Below are 22,942 nucleotides of genomic sequence, written 5' to 3' on the forward strand. Positions count from 1 at the left end.
ATAATTATGAAATTATTTAAAAAAATTATGATGGTGTGTGTAGTTTGTTTTGCTATGCATTTAACAGCACAAACTAGCGACTTGTTAAGAGTTGAATATTTAAATATTCCAAACAACAACTCCAAAAATAGTATCCAACGCTTTCGAGGATTTTTTCAACTTCCATTAAAAATTAATGAAAACGATTATTTTGTTGTGAGTGGAGATTATAGAACTACAAATTTAGAGTTTAATAATAATATACCTTTTGAAACCAAAGACTTAGAGAACATTCAAAGAATTGAAGCTACTTTAGGCTATGTCCATAGAACTGAAGGAGATTGGATTTATGCCGGAAACGCAGGACTAAGACTAGCGTCTAATTTTGTGGGTAAAATGGTAAGTGATGATTATATATATGTAGCAAATGTTTATGCAATTAGAGACCGAACCAGAAAAGAAGATGTAGAAAAGCCAAGTCGTTTAATTTTAGGTTTAAACTATACAACAACTCCAGGTAGAGATTTTCCATTGCCTATTATTAATTACTATAAGGAGTTTCATCCAAATTGGACTTACACCTTAGGTGTGCCAAAAACAAATGTTCGTTATAAAATAGACGATAAAAATCATGTGCAAACTTTTGTGACTTTAGATAATTTTCATGCTAATATTCAAAAAAATCTAATAGTAGATAATAAATTAGCAGAACACATTTCTATGACAACCATATTAGGAGGTGTAGGTTATGAGCACTATTTTACAGACCACTTATTGTATTATGCATATCTTGCATACACGATATCTAATGATCACAGATTAAGAGATAATGATAGAGAAGATATATATACGTTTGAAGACCAACCATCTGTTTATCTAAGAACTGGACTTAAATTTAAAATATAATGGCAAAAATATTAGTAATAGAAGATGAAGCTGCAATTCGTAGAGTTTTAGTTAAAATCTTATCAGAAGAAAGTGATACTTATCAAGTCGATGAAGCTGAAGATGGCTTAGAAGGTGCAGAAAAAATTAAAAAAGAAGATTACGATTTAGTACTTTGTGACATAAAAATGCCAAAAATGGATGGTGTTGAGGTTTTGGAAGCTATAAAAAAAGTAAAACCAGAAATTCCGTTTGTAATGATCTCAGGTCATGGCGACCTAGATACAGCAGTAAACACCATGCGTTTAGGAGCTTTTGACTATATTTCAAAGCCGCCAGATTTAAACCGTTTATTAAATACTGTACGTAATGCTTTAGACAGAAAGGAACTAGTTGTAGAAAATAAACTCCTTAAAAAGAAAGTCTCTAGAAAATACGAGATGGTTGGTAAAAGTGATGCAATTGCTCAAATTAAGGATATGATTGAGAAAGTTGCACCAACAGAAGCACGTGTTTTAATAACAGGACCAAATGGAACTGGGAAAGAGTTGGTTGCACATTGGTTACACGAAAAAAGTACACGCTCAAAAGGACCAATGATTGAAGTAAACTGTGCTGCAATACCAAGTGAATTAATTGAAAGTGAATTGTTTGGTCATGTAAAAGGGGCTTTTACAAGCGCAGCAAAAGATCGCGCAGGTAAATTTGAAGCTGCTAATAAAGGAACCATTTTTTTAGATGAGATAGGAGATATGAGTCTATCAGCTCAGGCTAAAGTATTGCGAGCACTCCAAGAAAGTCGCGTCCAACGTGTGGGTAGTGATAAAGATATTAAGGTAGATGTACGTGTGGTGGCTGCCACTAATAAAGATTTAAAAACTGAAATTGAAGAAGGTCGTTTTCGTGAAGATTTATACCATCGTTTAGCAGTTATTCTTGTTAAAGTTCCGGCATTAAACGATCGTAGAGATGATATCCCAGAATTAATAAGTCACTTTGCAAAAAAAATAGCCGAAGAGCAAGGTACTGCATTAAAGACGTTTAGTGATAAAGCTGTAAAATTACTTCAAGAATATGATTGGACAGGTAATATTAGAGAGCTTCGTAATGTGGTTGAACGTTTATTAATTTTAGGAAACAAGGAAGTTAGCGAGCAAGATGTTAAATTATTTGCAAGTAAATAACATATGAAATTAAAACTATCGGTATATAATAAACGTGCACTTTTTGGAGGTGTTCTAGCTAGTTTAATAATTGGTTTAGGCGCTTATGGTTTAGGAAATATTAGTGGTTATGAAGCTAAGTCTTTAATAACATCTTCATTACCAGGAATTAATGCACTTTGTAATACGATTGTTTTAGGTTCAGCCACTATTTTGGCGTTACTACTAACTTTGCTAAGTATAAGTTCAAGTTCTAATTCTAAATTAAACAAAGAGCATTATAAACACGTTTTATTAATTGCAAAAATAGATACCATTGTTTTTGTTGCTGCTATGATTGTTTTTCAGTTGATGAATATTCCTGTAACAGAAGCAGAAAACGTTCCTCATTCATGGTATTCAATTATATATTATATTAGTTTGGGCTTATCAGCAATCTTAAGCGGTGGTTTAATAGTAGTTGTGTTAATGTTATATAATACAGTAGTTAGTATAATAAAAATTATAGGTTTAGGGATTACAGATCACCCGCTAACCGTTAATGAAGATGAAGAAGACGAAATTGATTAAAAATGTTATATGAATTTATCAGACTATAAAATAAGTTCTCAAGTCAAAATAAATGAACTAAGAACAAAGCCCACCTTTGAGGTTAATGAGAAAAAATTAAAAAAAGAACTTAAAACCGTTCGTAAAAAACTGGGCGAATTACAGGATACGCTATATGCACACGGCAAATATGCAGTGCTTATATGTATTCAAGGTATGGATACCGCAGGTAAAGATAGTTTAATCCGTGAAGTGTTTAAAGATTTTAACGCACGTGGCGTTGTGGTACACAGCTTCAAAGTACCAACCGAACTGGAATTAAATCACGACTACTTATGGCGTCATTATATCGCTTTACCAGAAAAGGGGAAATTTGGTGTGTTTAATAGAACACATTACGAAAATGTTTTGGTTACTCGCGTACATCCAGGATACATTTTAAATGAAGATTTGCCGGAAATTAAAAATGTTGGAGATATTACACCAAAATTCTGGACAAAACGTTTTGAACAAATCAATAATTTTGAAAAGCACATTGCAGAAAATGGCACTATAATATTTAAATTCTTTTTAAACCTTTCTAAAGACGAGCAAAAAAACAGATTGTTACGCCGCCTAGATAAAAAAGAAAAAAATTGGAAGTTTTCTGCTGGAGATTTAAAAGAACGAAAACTTTGGGATTCATATCAACAATGTTACCAAGACGTTTTAAATCAAACCTCAAAAGATCATGCGCCATGGTATAGCATACCAGCCGACTCTAAAGAAGCAGCACGAGTTATTGTTGCAAATATCCTTTTAGACCGTTTAAGCGAATATAAAGATATTAAGGAACCGGAGCTAGATGCAGAAACCAAAGCAAATATAGAGTTGTACAAATCACAGTTAAATAACGAAGTTTAATTTTTTGGGCGTTTTTGTTTGTTTACCGCTATCGCTAAAAACAAACAACGGCGTTTTCCATTCTATCTTTTTTTGCCATTTATTAAAGCAAAAAAAGGATGCCATTACAACCGCTAACGCAAAGAATACAAAACCTTAAAGTAATTTTAAGGTTTTTTTAATTTTAATAGTATCTTTAAACATATTCAATAAGACTTATGAAATTATTTACATTACTTCTACTTACTTCTTTTACAGTAGTCTTACATGCACAAACAGACAAAGAGAAAATCAGAACCATTTATACACAATCTTTAACTAATGGACAGAGTTACCAGTGGTTAGATCATTTATCTAACGCTATAGGAGGAAGACTTTCAGGCTCAGAAAATGCAGAAAAAGCGGTACAATACACCAAAGCTGAGTTAGAAAAATTAGGATTGGATAAAGTCTGGTTACAACCTGTTATGGTGCCAAAATGGGTAAGAGGAGAAAAGGAAGAAGCTTATTTTCAAATAGGTTCGGATATTGTAAATGTTAATATTTGTGCTTTAGGAGGTTCTATTCCAACGCCAAATCTTGGTGTTGAAGCTCAAGTCGTAGAAGTTCAAAATTTTGAAGAATTGGAAACCTTAGGTACTGATAATATTAAGGGGAAAATAGTATTTTTTAATCGTCCAATGCAAGCCGATCTTATACAAACTTTTAACGCGTATGGCGGTTGTGTCAATCAGAGATATTCTGGAGCGATGGAAGCGGCAAAATACGGAGCAGTTGGCGTTATTGTACGTTCAATGAATTTACGCGAAGACGATTTTCCTCACACTGGAAGCATGTCTTATGGCGATTTACCAAATCATCAGCGTATTCCTTCAGCAGCAATTAGTACTAATGATGCTAATAAATTATCTAAAGCTTTAAAAACGAATAAAAATCTTCAGTTTTATTTCAAACAAAGCTGCGAGCAATTAGAAGATGTACAGTCTTACAATGTCATAGGAGAAATTACAGGAAGTCAATTTCCGAATGAATATATTTTGGTAGGCGGACATTTAGACTCTTGGGATTTAGGAGATGGTTCTCATGACGATGGTGCAGGAGTAGTACAATCTATGGATGTCTTAAGGTTATTAAAAGAAAGTAATATTAAGCCAAAAAGAAGTATTCGTGTAGTGCTTTTTATGAATGAGGAAAATGGGTTACGTGGAGGAAACAAATATGCTCAAGTCGCTAAGCAAAATAATGAAAAACACATTTTTGCATTAGAAAGTGATTCAGGAGGTTTTACACCAAGAGGCTTTAGTTTCGATTGTGATCAGGCAAATTATAATCAAATATTAAGTTGGCAATATTTATTTAAGCCTTATTTAATTCATTATTTTGAAAAAGGAGGAAGTGGTGCAGACGTAGGACCATTAAAAACAGAAACTAATGTATTAGCGGGTTTAAGACCAGACTCTCAAAGATATTTCGATTACCATCATGCTGAAAATGATACATTTGATGCGGTAAATAAAAGAGAATTGGAGCTTGGTGCAGCAACAATGACCAGTTTAGTATATTTGATAGATACTTATGGAATTAAAACTATTAAAGAAGAAAAGCCTTTAAAGAAGTAAATGGTTTGAAGCAGTTTAAATTTCATAAATTAAATACATTAACTCAAGCAATTCCATTGGCTATTGCTATTACATTACTATTTATAAGTTACTTTGAAATTTTAGACGTTGAGTATTCAAAACTAAACAAACTTTGTAAAGTTTTAGCCTATGCAATTATAGCTTTACATTTTACTCAAACGTTATGGTATAAGCACTATGTAAGCTATAACAAAAAAGGTATAACCATCCGATTAAACAGAAATATTTTACAAGAGCGCACTTTTCAATTTAAATATTTAGAAACTATCAGTGTAACTAATGGTGTAATTTCGTTTCATTACAGACAGCAACCTGAAGAAATAGATTTATCCGATTTTCAAGAAAAAGATATTAATAAAGTATTCCAGCTTTTAACTAATTCCGGTAATTTAATATGAAAAACCTAATCATTCTTTTAATTTTATTAAGTGTAAGTAGTATAAGTGCTCAAGATAGCAAGCTGCCATTTTATGAACTGCCAGAACATCCTCAAAAATACACAGCAGGAACAGTTGCAGCTAGACAAGTTGAGGCTTTAGGATTTCGATTTTATCATGCTACTGAAAATTTATCTGTTGCCGATTTAAAGTATAAACCAAATGAAGAAGCTAGAACTACATTAGAAACAATTCAACACATCTACGATTTATCAAAAATTGTGTTGAATGCAACTCTTTATTCACCAAATAAAAATGAAGAGGTAAATTTGTCGTATTTAGATTTAAGGGAACAAACTTTAAGTAATCTAAAAAAGGCTTCTGAAGTTTTAAGAGAAACAGAAGATTTAAGTACAATGTTTATCATTTTTGGAGATAACAAAATTCCATTTTGGAACGCTATTAACGGTCCAATTTCAGATGCTATTTGGCACTGTGGACAAATTTCATCTAACAGACGAAGTTCTGAAAACCCGATTAACCCAAAAGTAAATCACTTTATGGGTACAGTCAGAAAATAAAATTAATTAGAATAATTCTAATCCTTAGATTTTTCGTCGTGAGTTAAATTATTATGGTCAATATTAGTGCTGTGTGTTCGTACGGCATCTTTATTTTTTGTTTTTTCATTTTTAATTTGTTGCTCTGTACGGTTTTTAGCGTCCTTTTTTGCTTTTAAGTTTTTATTAAAATAAACACCGTCATCATGCATATCTGCAGGAGCGGAGTGAGACTGGAAATGTGGTTTTTTAGACATAACTTTTATTTTAAAGATAATTTAATTTAAGTTATGGTCTTGTTAAGAGACTTGTAAAATTATAACACATTAACGGTTTCTAAGGGTTTAATAGTTCCAAAATCCACCTCGACTTGGTGTTTTATTAAATCTTCAAATCTTTCGCGTTCCCTAATCAAATGAGCTTGACCTTCATAAATTAAAACTTCAGCAGGTCTATATCTTGAATTATAGTTGCTAGCCATAGAGTAACAGTAAGCTCCAGCATTTTTAAAACACAAGATGTCATCTTCATTAATTTCATTAATGCGTCTATTGTTAGCAAAAGTATCTGTCTCACAAATATAACCAACCACACTATAAAAGCGTTCACGACCATTTGGGTTAGAAATATTAACAATATCGTGGCTGGAACCATAAAGCATTGGTCTTATTAGGTGATTGAAGCCAGAGTCTACTTGGGCAAAAACTGTTGAGGTCGTTTGTTTTACAGCATTTACTTTTGCTAAAAAGCAGCCAGCTTCACTAACTAAAAATTTTCCAGGTTCAAATGCTAAAGTCAATTCTTTGCCATAATTTTTACAAAATTCGTTAAAACGAAGTGATAGTTTCTCGCCTAATTCTTCAATATCTGTTTCAATGTCATTTTTGTGATACGGCACTTTAAAACCAGAGCCAAAATCTATAAACTCTAAGTTTTTAAAATGTAAAGCGGTATTAAATAATATTTCACTAGCATATAAAAATACGTCAATATCCAAAATATCGCTTCCTGTATGCATATGGATCCCATTTATAGTCATTTTAGTGTTTTCTATAATGCGTAAAATATGTGGAATTTGATGAATAGAAATACCAAATTTACTGTCAATATGACCTACCGAGATATTGGTGTTGCCACCAGCCATAACATGAGGATTAATACGGATACAAACTGGCGTATTGGGGTGTTTGGTACCAAACTGCTCCAATATGGAAAGATTATCTATGTTTATCTGTACCCCAAGTTGTGCAGCTGTTTCAATTTCATGCAAAGAGACTCCATTTGGTGTAAAAATAATTTCCTGAGCTTTAAAACCAGCATGTAAACCTAGCTGTACTTCTTGTATAGAAACCGTATCTAAACCAGCTCCAAATGATTTCATAAGTTTTAATATACTTACATTAGATAATGCTTTCACAGCATAGTTTATTTTTAAAGATTTTACCGATTGAAATGCGCTTGTAAGGCGTTGGTATTGTTTTTCAATTAACGCAGCATCATAAACATATGTTGGACTCCCGTAAGTATTTGCTATTTCTAATAATTGACTGTAAGACATAATTTTTTTTGTCAAAATTATCAGTTTTATATGTAAGCCAATGGGTTTATAGTAAAATTAGACATATTTATAACATATTGTTAATTATATAACAATTAAAACCTTTTCTTTTATTAAACTTATTTTAATAATTAAATATTAGGGTAAGTAAAACCGATTATTTACTTTTGTTTATCAAAATTTTTAGAGTTTTTTCGTTAAGAGAACACAACACATAAATCTATTTAAAGATGAATTTACACGAGTATCAAGGAAAAGAATTATTAAGCAGTTATGGTGTACGTATCCAAAGAGGTATTGTTGCTCAAAATGCTGATGAAGCAGTAACTGCAGCTAAAAAGTTAACCGAAGACACAGGAACGGGTTGGCACGTTATTAAAGCACAGGTTCACGCAGGTGGACGTGGTAAAGGTGGCGGAGTTAAATTAGCTAAAAACCTTGATGAAGTTAAAACTATTGCAGGTCAGATTATAGGTATGGATTTGGTAACACCTCAAACTTCTGCGGAAGGTAAGCGTGTACACCAGGTATTAGTTGCAGAAGATGTGTACTATCCTGGAGATAATGAGCCAGAAGAATATTATATGTCTGTATTACTAAATAGAGGTACAGGTCGTAATATGATTATGTATTCTACAGAAGGTGGAATGGATATCGAAACAGTTGCTGAAGAAACACCACATTTAATTTTTACAGAAGAAATAGATCCTTCAACAGGAATTTTACCTTTCCAAGCTAGAAAAATTGCTTTTAATTTAGGATTATCAGGTGTAGCATTTAAAGAAATGACCAAATTCGTAACGTCTTTATATACGGCTTATGTAAAATCAGATTCGTCTTTATTTGAAATTAATCCGGTTTTAAAAACAAGTGATGATAAAATCATGGCTGTAGATGCTAAAGTAACATTAGATGCGAATGCGTTATACAGACATAAAGATTTAGCAGAATTACGTGACTTACGTGAAGAAAGCCCGATTGAAGTTGAAGCTGGAGCTTTAGGGTTAAACTATGTAGACCTAGACGGAAATGTTGGTTGTATGGTAAATGGAGCTGGTTTAGCTATGGCAACTATGGATTTAATTAAGCAAGCAGGTGGAGAGCCAGCAAACTTTTTAGATGTTGGTGGTACAGCAGATGCAAAACGTGTAGAAGAAGCATTCCGTATTATATTAAAAGATGATGGAGTAAAAGCGATCTTAATTAATATTTTTGGTGGTATTGTACGTTGTGACCGTGTGGCACAAGGTGTAGTAGATGCTTATAAAAATATGGGAGACGCTATTAAAGTGCCAATTATTGTTCGTTTACAAGGAACAAACGCAGATATTGCAAAAGAGTTAATTGACAATTCTGGTTTAGATGTAATGTCGGCAACAGAGTTTCAAGAAGCAGCAGATAAAGTACAAGCGGTATTAGCTTAAGCTTTTAATTTTATAATATAAAAAAGCAACCTTTTTGGGTTGCTTTTTTTGTTTGTGAAATATAATTTCTAACTCTTTTTCTTTCCGTAGTTTTTAAATTCCGGTTTAAAAGGCTTTCCTTCTTTAGTTAAATCTTCTGATTGATTTTTATATAAATTTTTGGCATTCGAACCTAAAGGTTGATCCGTTCTTTTAGGTTTTTCACCCTTTTTAGGCATTGGTCCTCTTAAATGAATAATTAGTCCATTTAAAAAATTACGTAAAATCTGATCGCCACATTCCACGTAGTTAGGATGATCTTCACGCTGAAATAAAGCATTTAATTCACTTTTAGAAACTCTAAAATCAACAAGTTTTAAAATATCAATAATGTCCTGATCTTTTAATTTATGTGCTACTCGTAATTTTTTAAAAATGTCATTATTTGTCATAACGGTAAAGATAAATAAATTTCAATTTTATAGGTTCTCGATACCTTTTAATTTTCCGCTATCGCTTCAAATTAAAACACTCGAACTGACATCAAATTTAATTTCAGCATAAATAACCAACAACCAAAAACTAACGTCAATCACATCTATGATTTTAAGCTCTCAAGTTTTTCCTGATAGCCTTTAATCTTATCTCGTAGTTGTGCAGCCACCATAAAATCTAGTGCTTTTGCAGCTTTCTCCATTTCTTTTCGGTTTTCACGAATTTTCTTCTCTAATTCAGGCTTACTTAGATATTCGCTTTCCGGTTCTGCAGCTTTTAATGCCTCTAATTCGTAATGACCTGTACTTACAGAGTTTTTAGACAAAACACTGTCCAAGCTCTTATTAAGTGCCATAGGAATTAAGTTATGCTCTGTATTGTATTTGATTTGTTTTTCTCTTCTGTACTCAGTCTCATCTATGGTTTTTTGCATACTGTTGGTAATCTTATCGGCATACATAATAGCTTTACCATTTAGGTTTCTTGCTGCACGTCCAACGGTTTGAGTAAGGGAACGATTGCTACGTAAAAAACCTTCTTTATCGGCATCTAAAATGGCAACTAAGGATACTTCCGGTAAATCCAAACCTTCACGCAATAAGTTAACACCAACTAAGACATCATAAATTCCTTTTCGTAAATCCTGCATAATTTGTACACGCTCTAAAGTATCTACATCACTGTGAATATAGTTTACACGGATATTTATTCGGCTTAAGTATTTGGTTAATTCTTCTGCCATACGTTTGGTAAGTGTAGTGACTAAAATACGTTCGTCTTTTTCAATGCGTTGCTGCATTTCTTCAATTAAATCATCTATCTGATTTAAACTTGGGCGTACTTCAATGACCGGATCTAATAAGCCAGTAGGACGAATAACCTGCTCAACATAAACTCCATCGGTTTTTTCCAGCTCATAATCTGCAGGCGTTGCAGAAACATATATCACTTGATTTTGTAAAGCTTCAAACTCTTCAAATTTTAAAGGTCTGTTATCCATAGCAGCGGGTAATCGAAATCCATAATCCACAAGATTAACCTTACGACTATAATCTCCACCATACATGGCATGAACTTGAGAAACGGTAACGTGACTTTCGTCCACCACCATTAAATAATCGTCAGGGAAATAATCTAATAAACAGAATGGTCTTGTCCCTGGTTGTCTACCATCTAAATATCTCGAATAATTTTCAATACCAGAACAATAGCCTAATTCACGAATCATTTCTAAATCAAACTCGGTACGTTCTTTTAAACGTTTCGCTTCAAGATGTTTACCAATGTCTTTAAAATAATCATGTTGTTTGACTAAGTCATCCTGAATTTCTCTAATAGCACCTTTTAAGATGTCTGGAGAAGTTACAAACATATTTGCCGGATAGATATTCAAACGGTCATATTCTTCTATAACTTCATTGGTTTGAACGTCAAACTGTTCTATCATTTCAATTTCGTCTCCAAAAAAATGAATCCTAAAAGCATCATCTGCATAACTCGGGAACACATCTATAGTATCACCTTTTATTCTGAAATTACCATGTTTAAAATCGGCTTCTGTTCTAGAATAAAGACTTTGCACTAGGTTATGTAATAATTGGGTTCTAGAAATTTCCTGATCTCGTTCTATAGAAATTACATTTTTTTGAAATTCTATCGGGTTACCTATACCATATAAACATGACACTGAAGCCACCACAATAACATCGCGACGACCAGAAAGTAGGGAAGATGTAGTGCTTAAACGAAGCTTTTCAATTTCTTCATTTATACTTAAATCTTTTTCAATATAAACTCCAGAACTAGGTATAAAGGCTTCGGGCTGATAATAGTCGTAATAACTTACAAAATACTCGACTGCATTATCTGGAAAAAACTGTTTAAACTCACTGTACAGTTGAGCGGCTAAAGTTTTATTATGAGCTAAAACCAATGTGGGCTTTTGCACTTTTTCAATAACATTAGCTATCGTAAATGTTTTTCCAGAACCTGTAACGCCTAAAAGTGTTTGATATTTTTCTTTTTGATTTATACCATCCACCAATTGTTTTATGGCATTGGGCTGGTCTCCGGTTGGTTTAAATTCTGATTTTACAGTAAATTTCATGTAGGCAGTAAATTATATGCTAATTTACAGAATATATGAATGCTAAATTCTTGTAGAATTGTTAAGGTATTAGAGAAATATAAATTATTGCGCCTCTTTTTCTAAAGGAATACTAAAACCGATAGTTGCAGCACCATTGGCAACATCAATATTTGTATAGATTAGATATTTTATGGCAAGTTCAAAATTATGTCTTTTTCCTAAAGCTAACCCTAGAGAAACAGGGATATGTAAAAAAGCACCATTTTTATTTACGTTTTCAAATTGATTTACAGTTTCTACACTTCCAAATGAAAGTCCTATTCCAGATTCTATAAAAGGAGCTACATAAGGAATTGGTAAAACCAACCTAAATTTTCCACCAGTAAAAAATGCGGACATATTTATCCTAGATGCAGGAAAGGCAGGGTTGAAAAATTCTTTATCATCATCAAAATTGGTAGAAATATAACCTACATATGGTCTTATACCAAACCACCTAGAAATACCTATGACATATTCTCCTTGTACAAATAACCCGTTGGCTGTTGTTGGTACATCTTCATAAAGAGAAAAGGTATTTCCATATCCTAAATTTATATCTATAAACTTTCCCTCATTAGGTTGAGCTTGACTAAATTGAACTACTGTGAAAAGGAAAATGACAAAAAGAATAGCTGACTTCATACGTTTTAAAATAAAAAAGCAAATATAAAAAGTTTATAATTTTAACGCTTTAATAAAAAATAAGATTGTTTGTTAAATTTTCACATAATAATTCAAAACCACAAAATAACGTTGTCTGCTAGGTTGAATTAAAATTCCGTCGGTTCTGTAATCCAGACCTAATTCTATTTTATTAGAACTTTTAAAATTATAGCCTATGGTTGGTGTGGCTCGAAATTCTAAATCTTGAGTGTCTTCTTCTAAAATGAAAAGACTTTCAAAACCTATTTTAATGTAGAATTCTTTTGGGTTTATGACGTTACCACTTAATGGTTTATTATAAGTGAAGCGATACCTAAAACGATAACTGTCTGGAGTGTTTGGAGCAAATGTCTGATCTGCAGCAAAGCGGTGAGCAAGCTGAAAACTATAATAATCTATGACCATATTAAACTGCTGAATACTCCTTTTTTCAATAACAGTACCAAACCGAAATTGAAAACCTGCCGATAACTGATTACTTAAGCCAACTTTTTTAGAGCCAATAAAAGCAGCATCAGTATGGATGTAGTCTAAACCGGTTTTTTTTTCTAGACCAGAGTTATCATAAAAGAAAAGTCTGTTTTCAATTTTTGAAGTTAATTGCCAGTCTTTTTTCAACTCTTTAGAAATGGTTAGCGCAGGTAAGGTACCCCCTTGTAAACGCTCTTGTGAAATGAGTTGACCAATAGATAAACTTATAAATAATATATATAGTAAAAAGCTTTTCATTTTAAAACTGCAAAAATAATTGGTTCTGTTCTTTGAGTTGTTGCATTGAAACTTTTTCGCCATTAGAATTTATTAAAATCTCATACCGATTTTTAGAAGTCTCTGTTTTTCCTAAAATAATTAACTCTAAAAAACAGTCCTTGGGAACCGTATTTGTTTCAAAAAACAATTGGAGTTGTTCGGGATGATATTTGCGAAAATGAAGCTGTGTTTTTAAGATTCTAAAGTTACTAAACTCTTCTCCTAAAGTTTGTTTAATTTTAGTTTCTAATTGTTTTTCTAGTTGTTTAAATCTTATTTGAACTTCAACATCTTCAAGAGTACCATCGGTCGAAAACTCTACACTAATATGTTTTTTAAACTCACAAAATTTAGCTTCAAAGCTGGAATGATTTTGATTTTTTTCAAAATACCATTTTAGACGTTTGGCTTTAAAATGTTTTTTAATAAAATGTTGTGCGTTTTCTGGGACAGAATCTGCAGGGATGCGTTTTTCTACTTCTATTTTGGTTTGTGCTATACCACTTGTTGTGAAAAGAATTAAAGCGATGAACAAAACAGACTTCATATTATGGAAATTATTATATTTAGTTGTACAAATATAAAAGGTTCATGAAAACTTCTATAACATTTGAAGACTTTAAAAAAGTAGATATTCGTGTGGGTACAGTGGTAAAAGTTGAAAAATTTGAAAAGGCTAAAAAGCCAGCTTTTCAAATTTATGTAGATTTTGGAACTCTTGGGGTATTAAAGACATCTGCTCAATTAACTGTTCTATATAAGGAAGACGATTTATTACACCAACAGGTTTTGGCGGTTGTTAATTTTCCTAAAAAGCAAATAGCAAATTTTATGAGTGAGTGCTTAATTCTAGGAGCTGTTAATGGTGCTGAGGTGACTATTTTAAATCCTGAGTTTAAAGTTCCAAACGGAACAGTAGTGTCATAAAAAAAGCGTTTCAGTTTAAATTGAAACGCTTTTGAAGTTATAATGGTTTAGAATTAGATGTCGTCAAAATCTACATCTGTAAATCGGCTTGTTGTAGTGTTTGCTGAGGTAGTTGCTTCAGGACTATCCACATCAGATTCTTTTTTGTAATCTTTTTGATGTCTTTCACTAATCACTTCATCTCCTTTTTCAGAAATAACGTAGTCAGTCATTTCTTTTAAAATTTCATTAAACTCAGTGAAATCTTCTTTGTATAAATAGATTTTATGCTTTTTATAATGAAATGAACCATCGTCATTAGTAAATTTTTTACTTTCAGTAATGGTTAAATAATAATCACCAGCTTTTGTGGCTCTCACATCAAAAAAATAAGTACGTCTTCCTGCACGTAATACTTTTGAATAAATTTCCTCTTTCTCCATCATCTCATGGTTACTCATCGTAAAAATTGTTTTATAAGTTTAATCAAAAATCTAAAAAAAAAATACAGTAAACAATAATTTCCTTGAAAATCGACTAAGAATCTTTTTCGCTAAGTTGCTTCTCGTATAACTTATGGTAATAACCGCCTGCTTTTGTAAGCTCTTTATGAGTTCCTTTTTCGGCAATACGACCATGATCTAATACAATAATTTGATCGGCATTTTTAGCTGAAGAGATTCTATGTGTTACAATAATGGTGGTTGTTGCCGTGGTTAGTTCTTTAAGATTGTTTAAGATTTTTTCTTCGGTTTCCGTATCTACAGCCGACAAACAATCGTCAAACAACAACAGTTTAGGAGATTTAATTATAGCTCTGGCAATAGAGATGCGTTGTTTTTGTCCACCAGAAAGGGTAATTCCTCGTTCTCCTAAAATAGTATCATAACCATCCTTAAAATTGATGATGTTTTTATGCACATAAGCGTTTTTAGCCGCTTCAACAACTTCGGCTTCTGTAGCGTTTTCTTTACCAAATTTAACATTGTTATTTATAGTATCGCTAAACAAGAAGGCGTCTTGTGGGACGTAGCCTATATGCTCTCTAAGGTCATAAAGGTTTAAATCTGCTATATTTTTAGAGTCTATTAAGACTTCCCCTTGGTTAGTATCATACAATCTACTTACCAAATCTAATATGGTAGATTTTCCAGAACCTGTTTTGCCAATAATAGCAAGTGTTTCACCTTTTTTTAAATCGAAACTAATATCTTTTAAAGCAGTAATATTAGTGTCGTCATATGTAAAGGTTACATTTTTAAAAGAGATATCACCGTCAATTGGAGTGGATAATTTTGTGGTGTTTTTAATTTCAGGTTCCACCTGTAAAAATTCATTAATTCGTTTTTGAGAGGCTTCCGCTTGTTGTATAATAGAAGTTACCCAACCAACCGTAGCAACTGGCCAGGTTAGTAAATTTACATAGATAATAAACTCTGTAATAGTACCGAGAGAAATTTCATTATTCATGTACTGTTTTCCACCTATATAAATAACGATAATATTACTTATTCCAATTAATAACATCATTAAAGGAAAAAAGAACGCTTGTATTTGTACTAAACTTATTTGTTTCTCTTTACTTTCTTTTGAAAGTTCTGTAAAGTCCGTTAAAGTGTGGTTTTCGATATGGTAAGCTTTAATAACAGAAATCCCACTAAAGGTTTCTTGGCTAAATGTGGAAAGCTTCGAAAGGTATTGCTGTACTATTGTACTTCGTTTATGAATCTCTTTACTAATTTTATAGATTAAAAGAGATAGAATGGGTAAAGGTATTATGGTATATAATGTAAGAGTAGGTGCTGCTTTAAACATAAAGATTAATGCTACTAAAAATAGGGTGATTGTATTAATACTATACATAATTGCTGGACCAGTATACATCCTTACTTGGCTAACATCTTCACTAATCCGGTTCATTAAATCTCCGGTTCTATTTTTCTTATAAAAATTTAATGACAGTTTCTGGTATTGCTTATAAATTTCATTTTTTAAATCAAACTCAATATAGCGGGACATATTAATAATGTATTGTCTCATATAAAATGTCATAATTCCTGTAATAATGGCTGTTCCAATAATTAAAAGAATATTTTGTAAAAGTTCTGCTTTAAATATGGCAATGTCTTTTACATCGGACTTCAAATAGCGGTCTATAACATCTACAGTGCTACCAATTAATTTAGGTACAAAAACGGTGAATAATTTAGAAATAGCAGTAATTAAGATTCCAAGAATTAACTGCTTTTTGTAGGTTTTAAAAAATTTATTGAGGTATTGTAACTCTTTCATTAAAAAATTATATTAACAATATCTTATTTTAAGATGCATTTTTTTGTGTAAAAAGTAATATTACTTTAATTTTGCGTACATTTTTTTCAAATAATGTAAGTTTATAAATAATTTAACTTTAATATGCACTAAGTATGAGTTTAGAGGTTTTAACTCCAAATGAATTAACAAATATGGATCCTGTTTTTGGACAACTGTCTTTTGATGACCATGAACAAATTGTTTTTTGTAATGACAAAGATACAGGTTTAAAAGCAATTATAGGTATTCATAATACGGTTCTTGGACCAGCTTTAGGAGGCACCAGAATGTGGCAGTATAGCAATGAATATGAAGCTTTAAATGATGTGCTTCGACTATCTCGAGGTATGACTTATAAGTCTGCTATTACAGGTTTAAATCTTGGAGGAGGAAAAGCCGTAATTATTGGAGATGCCAAAACTCAAAAAACACCAGAATTAATGCGTCGCTTTGGTGAATTTGTTCACTCTTTAAGTGGTAAGTACATTACAGCTGAAGATGTAGGTATGGAAACTAGCGATATGGATACTGTAAGAGAAGTTACACCATACGTTACTGGAATATCAGAATCTAAAGGAGGCGCAGGAAATCCATCACCAATTACCGCTTATGGCGTTTTTATGGGAATGAAAGCTGCTGCAAAATTTAAATTTGGTTCAGACGATTTAGAAAATAAATCGGTGATTGTTCAAGGTATCGGACACGTTGGAGAAAGTCTTGTCGAGCACCTAACCAACGATGGAGCTAAAGTAATTATTTCTGATATTAATGAGGAGCGTTTAGAAGCTGTAAAAGCTAAGTATGGTGCAGAAATCTATACTGGAAATAATATTTATACAGAACCTGTAGATATTTATGCACCATGTGCATTAGGAGCAACTATAAATGATTTAACAGTAAATAAAATTCAAGCAAAAATTATTGCAGGTGCTGCAAATAACCAGTTGGCAAATGAATTATTTCACGGTAGAATTTTAAAAAATAGAGGTATAGTTTATGCTCCAGATTTTTTAATTAATGCTGGTGGAATTATAAATGTGTACGCAGAATTAGAAAACTACGGTAAAGCTGAAATTATGCGTAAAACTGAAAATATTTATAATACAACTTTGGAAATCTTAAATTCTGCAGAGGCAGATAAAGTAACTACTTTAGAAGCTGCTTTAAGTATTGCAAAAAATAGAATTGAAGAAAGAAAAAAAGAAAACCGTTAGTAAACACTAATTAAAGTATTATTTTTGCAAAGCGATAGTGATTTACTATCGCTTTTTTTACTAAAAAAAGATCTTTGAAAAGATGTTAAATAGAAGACACATTAGAATTAAAGTTATGCAGGTTCTTTACGCTTTTAGTGGAAGCGAGAGTGATGATTTTACTAAAGACCAGAAATTTTTAATGAATAGTATTGATAGTATGTATGAACTTTACGTATTGATGCTGTCGTTAATGGTTAAAGTTCAAGAAAAGGCAGCATTACAATTGGATAAAGATAAAGCCAAGCACTTTGCGTCTAATGAAGAGAAAAATCCAAATTTGAAATTTGTTTCCAATGAGGTTTTAACTGCGCTAAAAAACAATGTGGCTTTTAAATTGAAACAAGAGAATTTAAAAGTAAACCATTGGGATTTAGACGGAGAATATGTTGATATAATATATAGCGCTTTAATAACTAGTGATGTCTACAAAGAATATATGAAAACCAAAACAAGTAGCTTTAAAGAAGATAAGCTTTTTGTTGTTGACTTCTTTAAAGAAATTGTAGCGCCAAATGATAAGTTATACGACTATTTAGAAGATAAAAATTTAACATGGTTAGATGATTTGCCTATTGTTAACACAGCTATTGTAAAATTACTTAAAAAAGTAAAAGTAGACTCTCCAGATGTACACTTTACTCCAAGACTTTATAAGGATACTGAAGATAAAGAGTATGCTATAAACTTATTTAAACGCACATTATTAAATCAAAATGCTTTAAAAGTAGAGATTGGAGCTAAAACGAAAAACTGGGATGCCGATCGTATTGCAGCTATAGATAAAGTACTTATTAGTATGGCACTGTGCGAAATACAAAAATTCCCTTCTATACCAACAAAAGTAACTATAAATGAGTATTTAGAAATTGCAAAAGAATACTCTACACCAAAGAGTAGCATTTTTATAAATGGTATTTTAGATAAAATTGTTAAAGAATATCAAGCCGAAGGAAAGCTAAATAAAATAGGAAGAGGCTTGATGTAAACAAAAATATTATTATTTTTACAGTTCAATTAATTAAAAAATAAATAAAATGAAAAAAGTATTTTTAGTGTTAAGCGCAGTTTGTTTAATGGCTTTTACGTCTTGTAAAGACGATGCAGCATCTAAAATTGATGATAATAATGTAGCTGAAGCTGCTGAAAGAGATGCTCAAGCTGGAGATTTTCCTGTAATTACCTTTGATAAAATGGAGCATGATTTTGGAGAAATAATGGACGGTACTCCAGTTGAAACTGTTTTTAGCTATACAAACACAGGTAAATCACCTTTAGTTGTAACAAACATCAAAAGTACATGTGGATGTACAGTACCTCAAGATTGGTCTAAAGAGCCTTTAGCTCCAGGTGAGTCTGATAAATTTACAGTTAAATTTAACGGTAAAGGAAATGGTAACACTATGAAAGCAATTACAGTTACAGCAAATACTGAAACAGGAAGCGAAGTAGTTAAGATAAAAGCTTTTGTTAAGCCAGATCCAAATGCACCACAAAAGGGAGCAGCTACACCAATGCAAATGCCAGTTTCTAAGTAATGGACAGCATTCAACAGTTTTTACCAATTATAGCAATGTTTGCTGTGGTTTATCTTTTTATGATAGCACCGCAGATGAAGAAAGCTAAAAATGAAAAAAAGTTTGCTGCGGAATTAAAACGTGGCGATAAAGTGATATTAAAAAGTGGTTTACATGGAAAAGTAGCCGAGCTTTACGATAAGGACAACAGTTGTATTATTGAAACAATGTCTGGAAAGTTAAAGTACGATCGTTCTGCCATTTCTATGGAATTGAGTAAATCGCTAAATAAACCAGAAGCTAAGTCTTAATTACTACTTGTTTAAAAATTATAGAAAACGCTTTAAAATTAAATTTTAAAGCGTTTTTTGTATTTAACAGTTTTTGTATTTATCATGTAAACCTTCTCCATTAAGAATTTGCGGTATAATTTTTTCTAACCGGCTTTGTTTTGTGGCTTCTCGTTTGGCAGAAACTATATGGTCACAATATTCATTTTGTTTGCTTTGAGATAATTTTTCAAAAGCTTTTTGCAGCTCTTCATTATTGCTTAAAGCGTCCTTTAACTCTTTTGGTTGCGCTTTTTTAGTAGTGGTTCTTTTAGGCTTTAGTTCTTTACCTAATTCCTGATTTTTTATGGCTTCATCAATATAACTTTTAATAAGTGCTAAGTTAACGTCATCAGCACTATTAAAACGAACTTGTCGTAATGCTTTCGTTTTCTCTTCTTGTGCGTTGTATAATATATTGGCTTTATCTTTTAAGAAAACACCATTAAAAAACCATAAACAAAAGTGATTTTTAAAGGCGCCTAGACCAACTACATTTTTATTGTTTAAGCTGTAAACCGGAGCGTTCCACTTTATATGTTCCATTAATTGAGTGGACAGCAAAAGGGCTCTTAAAGTTTCTAATTCTGTTTTATAATGTGAATTGTTTTCGATATACTCTTCTACAGAAGTTACTTTTTTCATGAGTTTAGTTTTTATAAATATAAAAAAACCTCAAATTCTTTATATTGAATTTGAGGTTTTCTTTGTCCGATTGTGTTTCAAACAAATTTTTATTTACATCTATACAAAATAAATGTTCTAATAAAGAATTATTAATTTGCTTTATCTACAACTAAACGGTCTTCACGATTAGCAATTTCCCATGCGGTATAAAAAATTAAACGCGTACGGTTTTCTAATAAATCATATTGAATTTTATCTGGCGTATCACTTGGTTGGTGATAGTCATCATGTGTTCCATTAAAATAAAATATAACAGGAATGTTGTTTTTTGCAAAGTTGTAGTGGTCACTTCTGTAGTAAAAACGATTAGGATCATTCTCATCGTTAAAGGTGTAGTCTAACTCGATATTCATGTATTTTTTGTTAGCTTCTTCAGAAATGTTATGCAAGTCTGTACTTAATTTATCGCTACCAATTAAATATAGGTAGTTACGATTAGTGCTTTCTCTTTTTGGGTCTGTACGACCAATCATATCGATATTTAAATCGGCTACAGTATTTGCTAATGGGAAAATTGGATCAATATCGGTATAGTATTGTGAACCTAATAAACCTTTTTCTTCACCTGTTACGTTTAAGAACAGGATAGAGCGTTTTGGTCCTTTTCCGTCTGCTTTAGCCTTAGCAAATGCTTCTGCAATCTCAAGAACAGCTACAGTACCAGAACCATCGTCGTCTGCTCCGTTATAAACTTTTCCGTCTTTTATACCTTCATGATCTAAGTGTGCAGAAATAACAATAACTTCGTCTGGTTTTTCGCTTCCTTTAATATAGGCCGCTACATTTTCAGATTGTATTGGCTTAGCATTGCTTTTGAAATCTAGATTGATAGTTGCTGGAACTGTTTTAGATGTATTATTTGTAGTAATATCTTTTACTAAAGCTTCTGCCAGTTTAGTGTTAATTAGAAAGTAGTATGTGCTTTCACCTTCTTCAACAAGAGACATTCTTCCGCTAGTTGTTCCAAATCTGTTAGCTGCCATAGCATATACTTGTGGATAATAAAATAAAACTGCTTTTGCTCCATTCTCTAAAGCTGCATCTCTTTTATTTGCAAATTCTTGTCTAAAATTTGACCATTTAGAAGCTTCTGTGGTTCCTGTTATAGTATATATACCTGATTCATTTTTAGGCTCTCCAGATTTAATTAAAACTACTTTATCTTTAACATCTAAATTTTTATAACTATCATAAGCCTCGTCACTAATACCGAATCCTGCATAAACAAATTCATTAGCGTTTAAAACACCAGTTTTAGAATTTGAAACCGATACATAATCATCTATATTTTTAAAAGTTTCTCCATTAACTGACATAGTGATTGTTGGTACGTCCATTACCTGCAACTCTACAGTTTGGAAATAATTTCCATCTGCTTTGGCAGCAGGTACTCCAAAACTTTCGTAATATTCTTTTAAAAAATTTACAGCTTTCTTTTGTCCTGGTTCACCAGTTTCTCTTCCTTCAAATTCATCGGAAGCATAAGTGTAAAGTGAGGCTTTTAATTCTTCTTTGGTAATGGTGTTTGCATAAGTTACAACATCATTATCATTCATGTTTGTTTCGGAACTCTCTTTGCTAGTTGTGTCTGCACCATTTTGAGTGCTTCCACAGGCATAAAGTAATCCTGAAGTCAATACTACTGCGATTAGTTTTTTCATATAAATTGGAATCATTGATTTTATGCTATAAAATTAAGTTTTATTTAAGGTTTTAGCATTTGGTTTAGGTTTGTTTTAACAAATATTTACTCTGTTATTTCAATATTTAAAAGCTCTTCTTTAGCTTCTTCAACTTTTTCAACTTCACGTTGTTCTAAATCTTCTGTATTTCCTACTTCAACTTTAGTAAAAATAGTTTTATATAAACTTAGAGAAAATGAAAGTATTACAATTAAGAAAATAAGTTGTATAGTTTGAGTAGACGATACTTGTTTTTTTGCAAGAATTAAAGCGCCAATACCACATAAAAGTGCTAGAATACCTGGAAATATAGCAAGTTTGAAAACTGGAAGTACAGACAACACAGCACTTAAAATTGCAGAAATTAAGCCTAAGATTATAAGTGTTTTTTTCATAAATAGTTTAGTTTTTTAAACCGTTTGCGGATTTTATTTTTAATTCTCCGTTTCCTACAGCAATTTTAAACTTAGCATAAACAGGTATTTTATTTTCATCTGCAGTTAACCAAATTAAATTATCGTTGTTTCCTTTAAAAATACTTGTACCAGAAACATTTATAGCTAATTTATAACACAATTTACTTCCTAATGCTGTATTAATAGTTTCTTTTGCTAATAACTTAAAACTGCATTTAACCTCTTTATTATCAAATAACACGATAAAAGTGTCACTTGCACCAATGGGTGCTTTCTTAATATCTAATGTTCTTAGGTAATAAAGAGTAGAGATAATGTCTCTGGTATTATTACTAAAGCTATTATTAAAGTTTTGATCCCAAAAACCACTTTCAAAATTTTTAGATTTTTTTCTTAGTAGCGCTTTGACAGTTCGAGAACTGTAATCAAAATTATATTTTACAAATTTGTAATGTCCGCCTTCATCAATTTCTCTGTTATATAAGTAAGGTTTTATAGTTTTAGGATTCACATAACTTTCATACAAATCTCTTATTTTAAAATAACTGTCAAAACTGCTGTATGTAGTTGCTGTAACTTTTAAACGCATTAACTCACCAGAATTTGTGTTTAATTTACTGGTTTCCATTTTTACTTGTGCAACCTCAGTAAGTACTCCAGACATATTATAGGATGCTGAAAAGGTTAAATCTTCTCCAAAAGTAAGAGCATTATTTTGAGAAAATGCTTGAGTAGATAAAATTAAAGTGAAAAGAAATAATAAGTGTTTCATATAAAGGTTGTTTTAGCAACTAATGCATTTTT

The 22,942-nt window shown here is 31.7% G+C and carries 26 protein-coding genes; 13 read left to right on the plus strand and 13 right to left on the minus strand.

Features of this window, described 5'->3' with window-relative positions:
- Positions 1–6 precede the first annotated feature (6 nt).
- The 7 genes from C7H52_RS11500 (at position 7) to C7H52_RS11530 (ending at position 6,056) form a co-directional block, all read left to right on the plus strand.
- Positions 7–885, plus strand: a complete 879-nt coding sequence (locus C7H52_RS11500; RefSeq protein ID WP_106464053.1) for a hypothetical protein — start codon at positions 7–9, stop codon at positions 883–885.
- Complete coding sequence (locus C7H52_RS11505; RefSeq protein WP_106464054.1) at positions 885–2,048, plus strand: sigma-54-dependent transcriptional regulator; 1,164 nt, start codon at positions 885–887, stop codon at positions 2,046–2,048. The genes C7H52_RS11500 and C7H52_RS11505 overlap by 1 nt, the downstream gene beginning before the upstream one ends.
- A gap of 3 nt (positions 2,049–2,051) precedes the next feature.
- The gene (locus tag C7H52_RS11510; RefSeq protein WP_106464055.1) at positions 2,052–2,597 is read left to right on the plus strand and encodes a hypothetical protein; all 546 of its coding nucleotides are present in this window, start codon (positions 2,052–2,054) and stop codon (positions 2,595–2,597) included.
- A gap of 9 nt (positions 2,598–2,606) precedes the next feature.
- Positions 2,607–3,479 (plus strand): PPK2 family polyphosphate kinase, encoded by an 873-nt coding sequence (locus tag C7H52_RS11515; RefSeq protein WP_106464056.1) that lies wholly within the window; start codon positions 2,607–2,609, stop codon positions 3,477–3,479.
- Between the two features lie 197 nt (positions 3,480–3,676).
- Positions 3,677–5,077: a M20/M25/M40 family metallo-hydrolase gene (locus C7H52_RS11520; RefSeq protein WP_106464057.1), complete on the plus strand. Its 1,401-nt coding sequence runs from the start codon at positions 3,677–3,679 to the stop codon at positions 5,075–5,077.
- A 5-nt stretch (positions 5,078–5,082) separates the two neighbouring features.
- Positions 5,083–5,496: a hypothetical protein gene (locus C7H52_RS11525; RefSeq protein WP_106464058.1), complete on the plus strand. Its 414-nt coding sequence runs from the start codon at positions 5,083–5,085 to the stop codon at positions 5,494–5,496.
- Positions 5,493–6,056, plus strand: a complete 564-nt coding sequence (locus C7H52_RS11530) for a hypothetical protein (protein ID WP_106464059.1) — start codon at positions 5,493–5,495, stop codon at positions 6,054–6,056. The genes C7H52_RS11525 and C7H52_RS11530 overlap by 4 nt, the downstream gene beginning before the upstream one ends.
- Before the next feature lie 17 nt (positions 6,057–6,073).
- On the opposite strand, the gene C7H52_RS11535 is transcribed toward C7H52_RS11530, so the two are convergent.
- On the minus strand, positions 6,074–6,292 hold the full coding sequence (locus C7H52_RS11535) for a hypothetical protein (RefSeq protein ID WP_106464060.1): 219 nt from the start codon (positions 6,290–6,292) through the stop codon (positions 6,074–6,076).
- 59 nt (positions 6,293–6,351) lie between these two features.
- The gene (gene lysA / locus C7H52_RS11540; RefSeq protein ID WP_106464061.1) at positions 6,352–7,593 is read right to left on the minus strand and encodes a diaminopimelate decarboxylase; all 1,242 of its coding nucleotides are present in this window, start codon (positions 7,591–7,593) and stop codon (positions 6,352–6,354) included.
- A 230-nt stretch (positions 7,594–7,823) separates the two neighbouring features.
- Between lysA and sucC the strand changes: the two genes are divergently transcribed.
- Positions 7,824–9,017 (plus strand): ADP-forming succinate--CoA ligase subunit beta, encoded by a 1,194-nt coding sequence (sucC, locus tag C7H52_RS11545; RefSeq protein WP_106464062.1) that lies wholly within the window; start codon positions 7,824–7,826, stop codon positions 9,015–9,017.
- Between the two features lie 68 nt (positions 9,018–9,085).
- Here sucC and C7H52_RS11550 read toward each other — a convergent pair whose 3' ends face one another.
- The 5 genes from C7H52_RS11550 to C7H52_RS11570 all read right to left on the minus strand — a co-directional run bounded on the left by C7H52_RS11550 (position 9,086) and on the right by C7H52_RS11570 (position 13,582).
- The gene (locus C7H52_RS11550) at positions 9,086–9,448 is read right to left on the minus strand and encodes a DUF1456 family protein (RefSeq protein WP_106464063.1); all 363 of its coding nucleotides are present in this window, start codon (positions 9,446–9,448) and stop codon (positions 9,086–9,088) included.
- 146 nt (positions 9,449–9,594) lie between these two features.
- Positions 9,595–11,598 carry an excinuclease ABC subunit UvrB gene (gene uvrB / locus C7H52_RS11555; RefSeq protein ID WP_106464064.1) on the minus strand — a complete coding sequence of 668 codons (2,004 nt, stop codon included), beginning with the start codon at positions 11,596–11,598 and terminating at the stop codon, positions 9,595–9,597.
- An 84-nt stretch (positions 11,599–11,682) separates the two neighbouring features.
- Positions 11,683–12,264, minus strand: a complete 582-nt coding sequence (locus C7H52_RS11560) for a hypothetical protein (RefSeq protein WP_106464065.1) — start codon at positions 12,262–12,264, stop codon at positions 11,683–11,685.
- Positions 12,265–12,336: 72 nt separating this feature from the next.
- A complete protein-coding gene (locus C7H52_RS11565) occupies positions 12,337–13,014 on the minus strand; it encodes a DUF2490 domain-containing protein (RefSeq protein ID WP_181256240.1) in 678 nt (225 codons plus the stop codon).
- A 1-nt stretch (position 13,015) separates the two neighbouring features.
- A complete protein-coding gene (locus C7H52_RS11570; protein WP_106464067.1) occupies positions 13,016–13,582 on the minus strand; it encodes a hypothetical protein in 567 nt (188 codons plus the stop codon).
- 44 nt (positions 13,583–13,626) lie between these two features.
- Here C7H52_RS11570 and C7H52_RS11575 point away from each other — a divergent pair, with 44 nt between their 5' ends.
- On the plus strand, positions 13,627–13,962 hold the full coding sequence (locus C7H52_RS11575) for a tRNA-binding protein (RefSeq protein WP_106464068.1): 336 nt from the start codon (positions 13,627–13,629) through the stop codon (positions 13,960–13,962).
- 53 nt (positions 13,963–14,015) lie between these two features.
- On the opposite strand, the gene C7H52_RS11580 is transcribed toward C7H52_RS11575, so the two are convergent.
- Positions 14,016–14,402, minus strand: a complete 387-nt coding sequence (locus tag C7H52_RS11580) for a PUR family DNA/RNA-binding protein (protein ID WP_106464069.1) — start codon at positions 14,400–14,402, stop codon at positions 14,016–14,018.
- A 76-nt stretch (positions 14,403–14,478) separates the two neighbouring features.
- Positions 14,479–16,233, minus strand: coding sequence for an ABC transporter ATP-binding protein (locus C7H52_RS11585; protein WP_106464070.1), 1,755 nt, complete (start codon positions 16,231–16,233; stop codon positions 14,479–14,481).
- Positions 16,234–16,367: 134 nt separating this feature from the next.
- Between C7H52_RS11585 and C7H52_RS11590 the strand changes: the two genes are divergently transcribed.
- The 4 genes from C7H52_RS11590 to yajC all read left to right on the plus strand — a co-directional run bounded on the left by C7H52_RS11590 (position 16,368) and on the right by yajC (position 19,335).
- A complete protein-coding gene (locus C7H52_RS11590) occupies positions 16,368–17,468 on the plus strand; it encodes a Glu/Leu/Phe/Val family dehydrogenase (protein ID WP_106464071.1) in 1,101 nt (366 codons plus the stop codon).
- A 115-nt stretch (positions 17,469–17,583) separates the two neighbouring features.
- A complete protein-coding gene (nusB, locus tag C7H52_RS11595) occupies positions 17,584–18,495 on the plus strand; it encodes a transcription antitermination factor NusB (RefSeq protein WP_106464318.1) in 912 nt (303 codons plus the stop codon).
- Between the two features lie 49 nt (positions 18,496–18,544).
- Entirely contained in the window at positions 18,545–19,045 is a 501-nt protein-coding gene (locus C7H52_RS11600; RefSeq protein ID WP_106464072.1) for a DUF1573 domain-containing protein, read from the plus strand.
- On the plus strand, positions 19,045–19,335 hold the full coding sequence (yajC, locus tag C7H52_RS11605; protein WP_106464073.1) for a preprotein translocase subunit YajC: 291 nt from the start codon (positions 19,045–19,047) through the stop codon (positions 19,333–19,335). The genes C7H52_RS11600 and yajC overlap by 1 nt, the downstream gene beginning before the upstream one ends.
- Positions 19,336–19,398: 63 nt before the next feature.
- On the opposite strand, the gene C7H52_RS11610 is transcribed toward yajC, so the two are convergent.
- The 4 genes from C7H52_RS11610 to C7H52_RS11625 all read right to left on the minus strand — a co-directional run bounded on the left by C7H52_RS11610 (position 19,399) and on the right by C7H52_RS11625 (position 22,910).
- A complete protein-coding gene (locus C7H52_RS11610) occupies positions 19,399–19,998 on the minus strand; it encodes a YdeI/OmpD-associated family protein (protein WP_106464074.1) in 600 nt (199 codons plus the stop codon).
- A 131-nt stretch (positions 19,999–20,129) separates the two neighbouring features.
- On the minus strand, positions 20,130–21,701 hold the full coding sequence (locus tag C7H52_RS11615) for a M28 family peptidase (RefSeq protein ID WP_106464075.1): 1,572 nt from the start codon (positions 21,699–21,701) through the stop codon (positions 20,130–20,132).
- An 86-nt stretch (positions 21,702–21,787) separates the two neighbouring features.
- Positions 21,788–22,117 carry an FUSC family protein gene (locus C7H52_RS11620; RefSeq protein WP_106464076.1) on the minus strand — a complete coding sequence of 110 codons (330 nt, stop codon included), beginning with the start codon at positions 22,115–22,117 and terminating at the stop codon, positions 21,788–21,790.
- Positions 22,118–22,124: 7 nt separating this feature from the next.
- A complete protein-coding gene (locus tag C7H52_RS11625; protein WP_106464077.1) occupies positions 22,125–22,910 on the minus strand; it encodes a DUF3108 domain-containing protein in 786 nt (261 codons plus the stop codon).
- Positions 22,911–22,942: the final 32 nt, after the last annotated feature.

This window comes from Aurantibacter aestuarii, from assembly GCF_003008425.1.
GTDB classification, from domain to species: Bacteria; Bacteroidota; Bacteroidia; order Flavobacteriales; family Flavobacteriaceae; genus Aurantibacter; species Aurantibacter aestuarii.

What these genes read in the sequence shown, in the direction of transcription:
- C7H52_RS11500 (WP_106464053.1), top strand. Translation starts at nt 7, where the DNA reads ATGAAATTATTTAAAAAAATTATGATGGTGTGTGTAGTTTGTTTTGCT.
- C7H52_RS11505 (WP_106464054.1), top strand. Translation starts at nt 885, where the DNA reads ATGGCAAAAATATTAGTAATAGAAGATGAAGCTGCAATTCGTAGAGTT.
- C7H52_RS11510 (WP_106464055.1), top strand. Translation starts at nt 2,052, where the DNA reads ATGAAATTAAAACTATCGGTATATAATAAACGTGCACTTTTTGGAGGT.
- C7H52_RS11515 (WP_106464056.1), top strand. Translation starts at nt 2,607, where the DNA reads ATGAATTTATCAGACTATAAAATAAGTTCTCAAGTCAAAATAAATGAA.
- C7H52_RS11520 (WP_106464057.1), top strand. Translation starts at nt 3,677, where the DNA reads ATGAAATTATTTACATTACTTCTACTTACTTCTTTTACAGTAGTCTTA.
- C7H52_RS11530 (WP_106464059.1), top strand. Translation starts at nt 5,493, where the DNA reads ATGAAAAACCTAATCATTCTTTTAATTTTATTAAGTGTAAGTAGTATA.
- C7H52_RS11535 (WP_106464060.1), bottom strand. Translation starts at nt 6,292, where the DNA reads ATGTCTAAAAAACCACATTTCCAGTCTCACTCCGCTCCTGCAGATATG.
- lysA (WP_106464061.1), bottom strand. Translation starts at nt 7,593, where the DNA reads ATGTCTTACAGTCAATTATTAGAAATAGCAAATACTTACGGGAGTCCA.
- sucC (WP_106464062.1), top strand. Translation starts at nt 7,824, where the DNA reads ATGAATTTACACGAGTATCAAGGAAAAGAATTATTAAGCAGTTATGGT.
- C7H52_RS11550 (WP_106464063.1), bottom strand. Translation starts at nt 9,448, where the DNA reads ATGACAAATAATGACATTTTTAAAAAATTACGAGTAGCACATAAATTA.
- uvrB (WP_106464064.1), bottom strand. Translation starts at nt 11,598, where the DNA reads ATGAAATTTACTGTAAAATCAGAATTTAAACCAACCGGAGACCAGCCC.
- C7H52_RS11560 (WP_106464065.1), bottom strand. Translation starts at nt 12,264, where the DNA reads ATGAAGTCAGCTATTCTTTTTGTCATTTTCCTTTTCACAGTAGTTCAA.
- C7H52_RS11565 (WP_181256240.1), bottom strand. Translation starts at nt 13,014, where the DNA reads ATGAAAAGCTTTTTACTATATATATTATTTATAAGTTTATCTATTGGT.
- C7H52_RS11570 (WP_106464067.1), bottom strand. Translation starts at nt 13,582, where the DNA reads ATGAAGTCTGTTTTGTTCATCGCTTTAATTCTTTTCACAACAAGTGGT.
- C7H52_RS11575 (WP_106464068.1), top strand. Translation starts at nt 13,627, where the DNA reads ATGAAAACTTCTATAACATTTGAAGACTTTAAAAAAGTAGATATTCGT.
- C7H52_RS11580 (WP_106464069.1), bottom strand. Translation starts at nt 14,402, where the DNA reads ATGAGTAACCATGAGATGATGGAGAAAGAGGAAATTTATTCAAAAGTA.
- C7H52_RS11585 (WP_106464070.1), bottom strand. Translation starts at nt 16,233, where the DNA reads ATGAAAGAGTTACAATACCTCAATAAATTTTTTAAAACCTACAAAAAG.
- C7H52_RS11590 (WP_106464071.1), top strand. Translation starts at nt 16,368, where the DNA reads ATGAGTTTAGAGGTTTTAACTCCAAATGAATTAACAAATATGGATCCT.
- nusB (WP_106464318.1), top strand. Translation starts at nt 17,584, where the DNA reads ATGCAGGTTCTTTACGCTTTTAGTGGAAGCGAGAGTGATGATTTTACT.
- C7H52_RS11600 (WP_106464072.1), top strand. Translation starts at nt 18,545, where the DNA reads ATGAAAAAAGTATTTTTAGTGTTAAGCGCAGTTTGTTTAATGGCTTTT.
- yajC (WP_106464073.1), top strand. Translation starts at nt 19,045, where the DNA reads ATGGACAGCATTCAACAGTTTTTACCAATTATAGCAATGTTTGCTGTG.
- C7H52_RS11610 (WP_106464074.1), bottom strand. Translation starts at nt 19,998, where the DNA reads ATGAAAAAAGTAACTTCTGTAGAAGAGTATATCGAAAACAATTCACAT.
- C7H52_RS11615 (WP_106464075.1), bottom strand. Translation starts at nt 21,701, where the DNA reads ATGAAAAAACTAATCGCAGTAGTATTGACTTCAGGATTACTTTATGCC.
- C7H52_RS11620 (WP_106464076.1), bottom strand. Translation starts at nt 22,117, where the DNA reads ATGAAAAAAACACTTATAATCTTAGGCTTAATTTCTGCAATTTTAAGT.
- C7H52_RS11625 (WP_106464077.1), bottom strand. Translation starts at nt 22,910, where the DNA reads ATGAAACACTTATTATTTCTTTTCACTTTAATTTTATCTACTCAAGCA.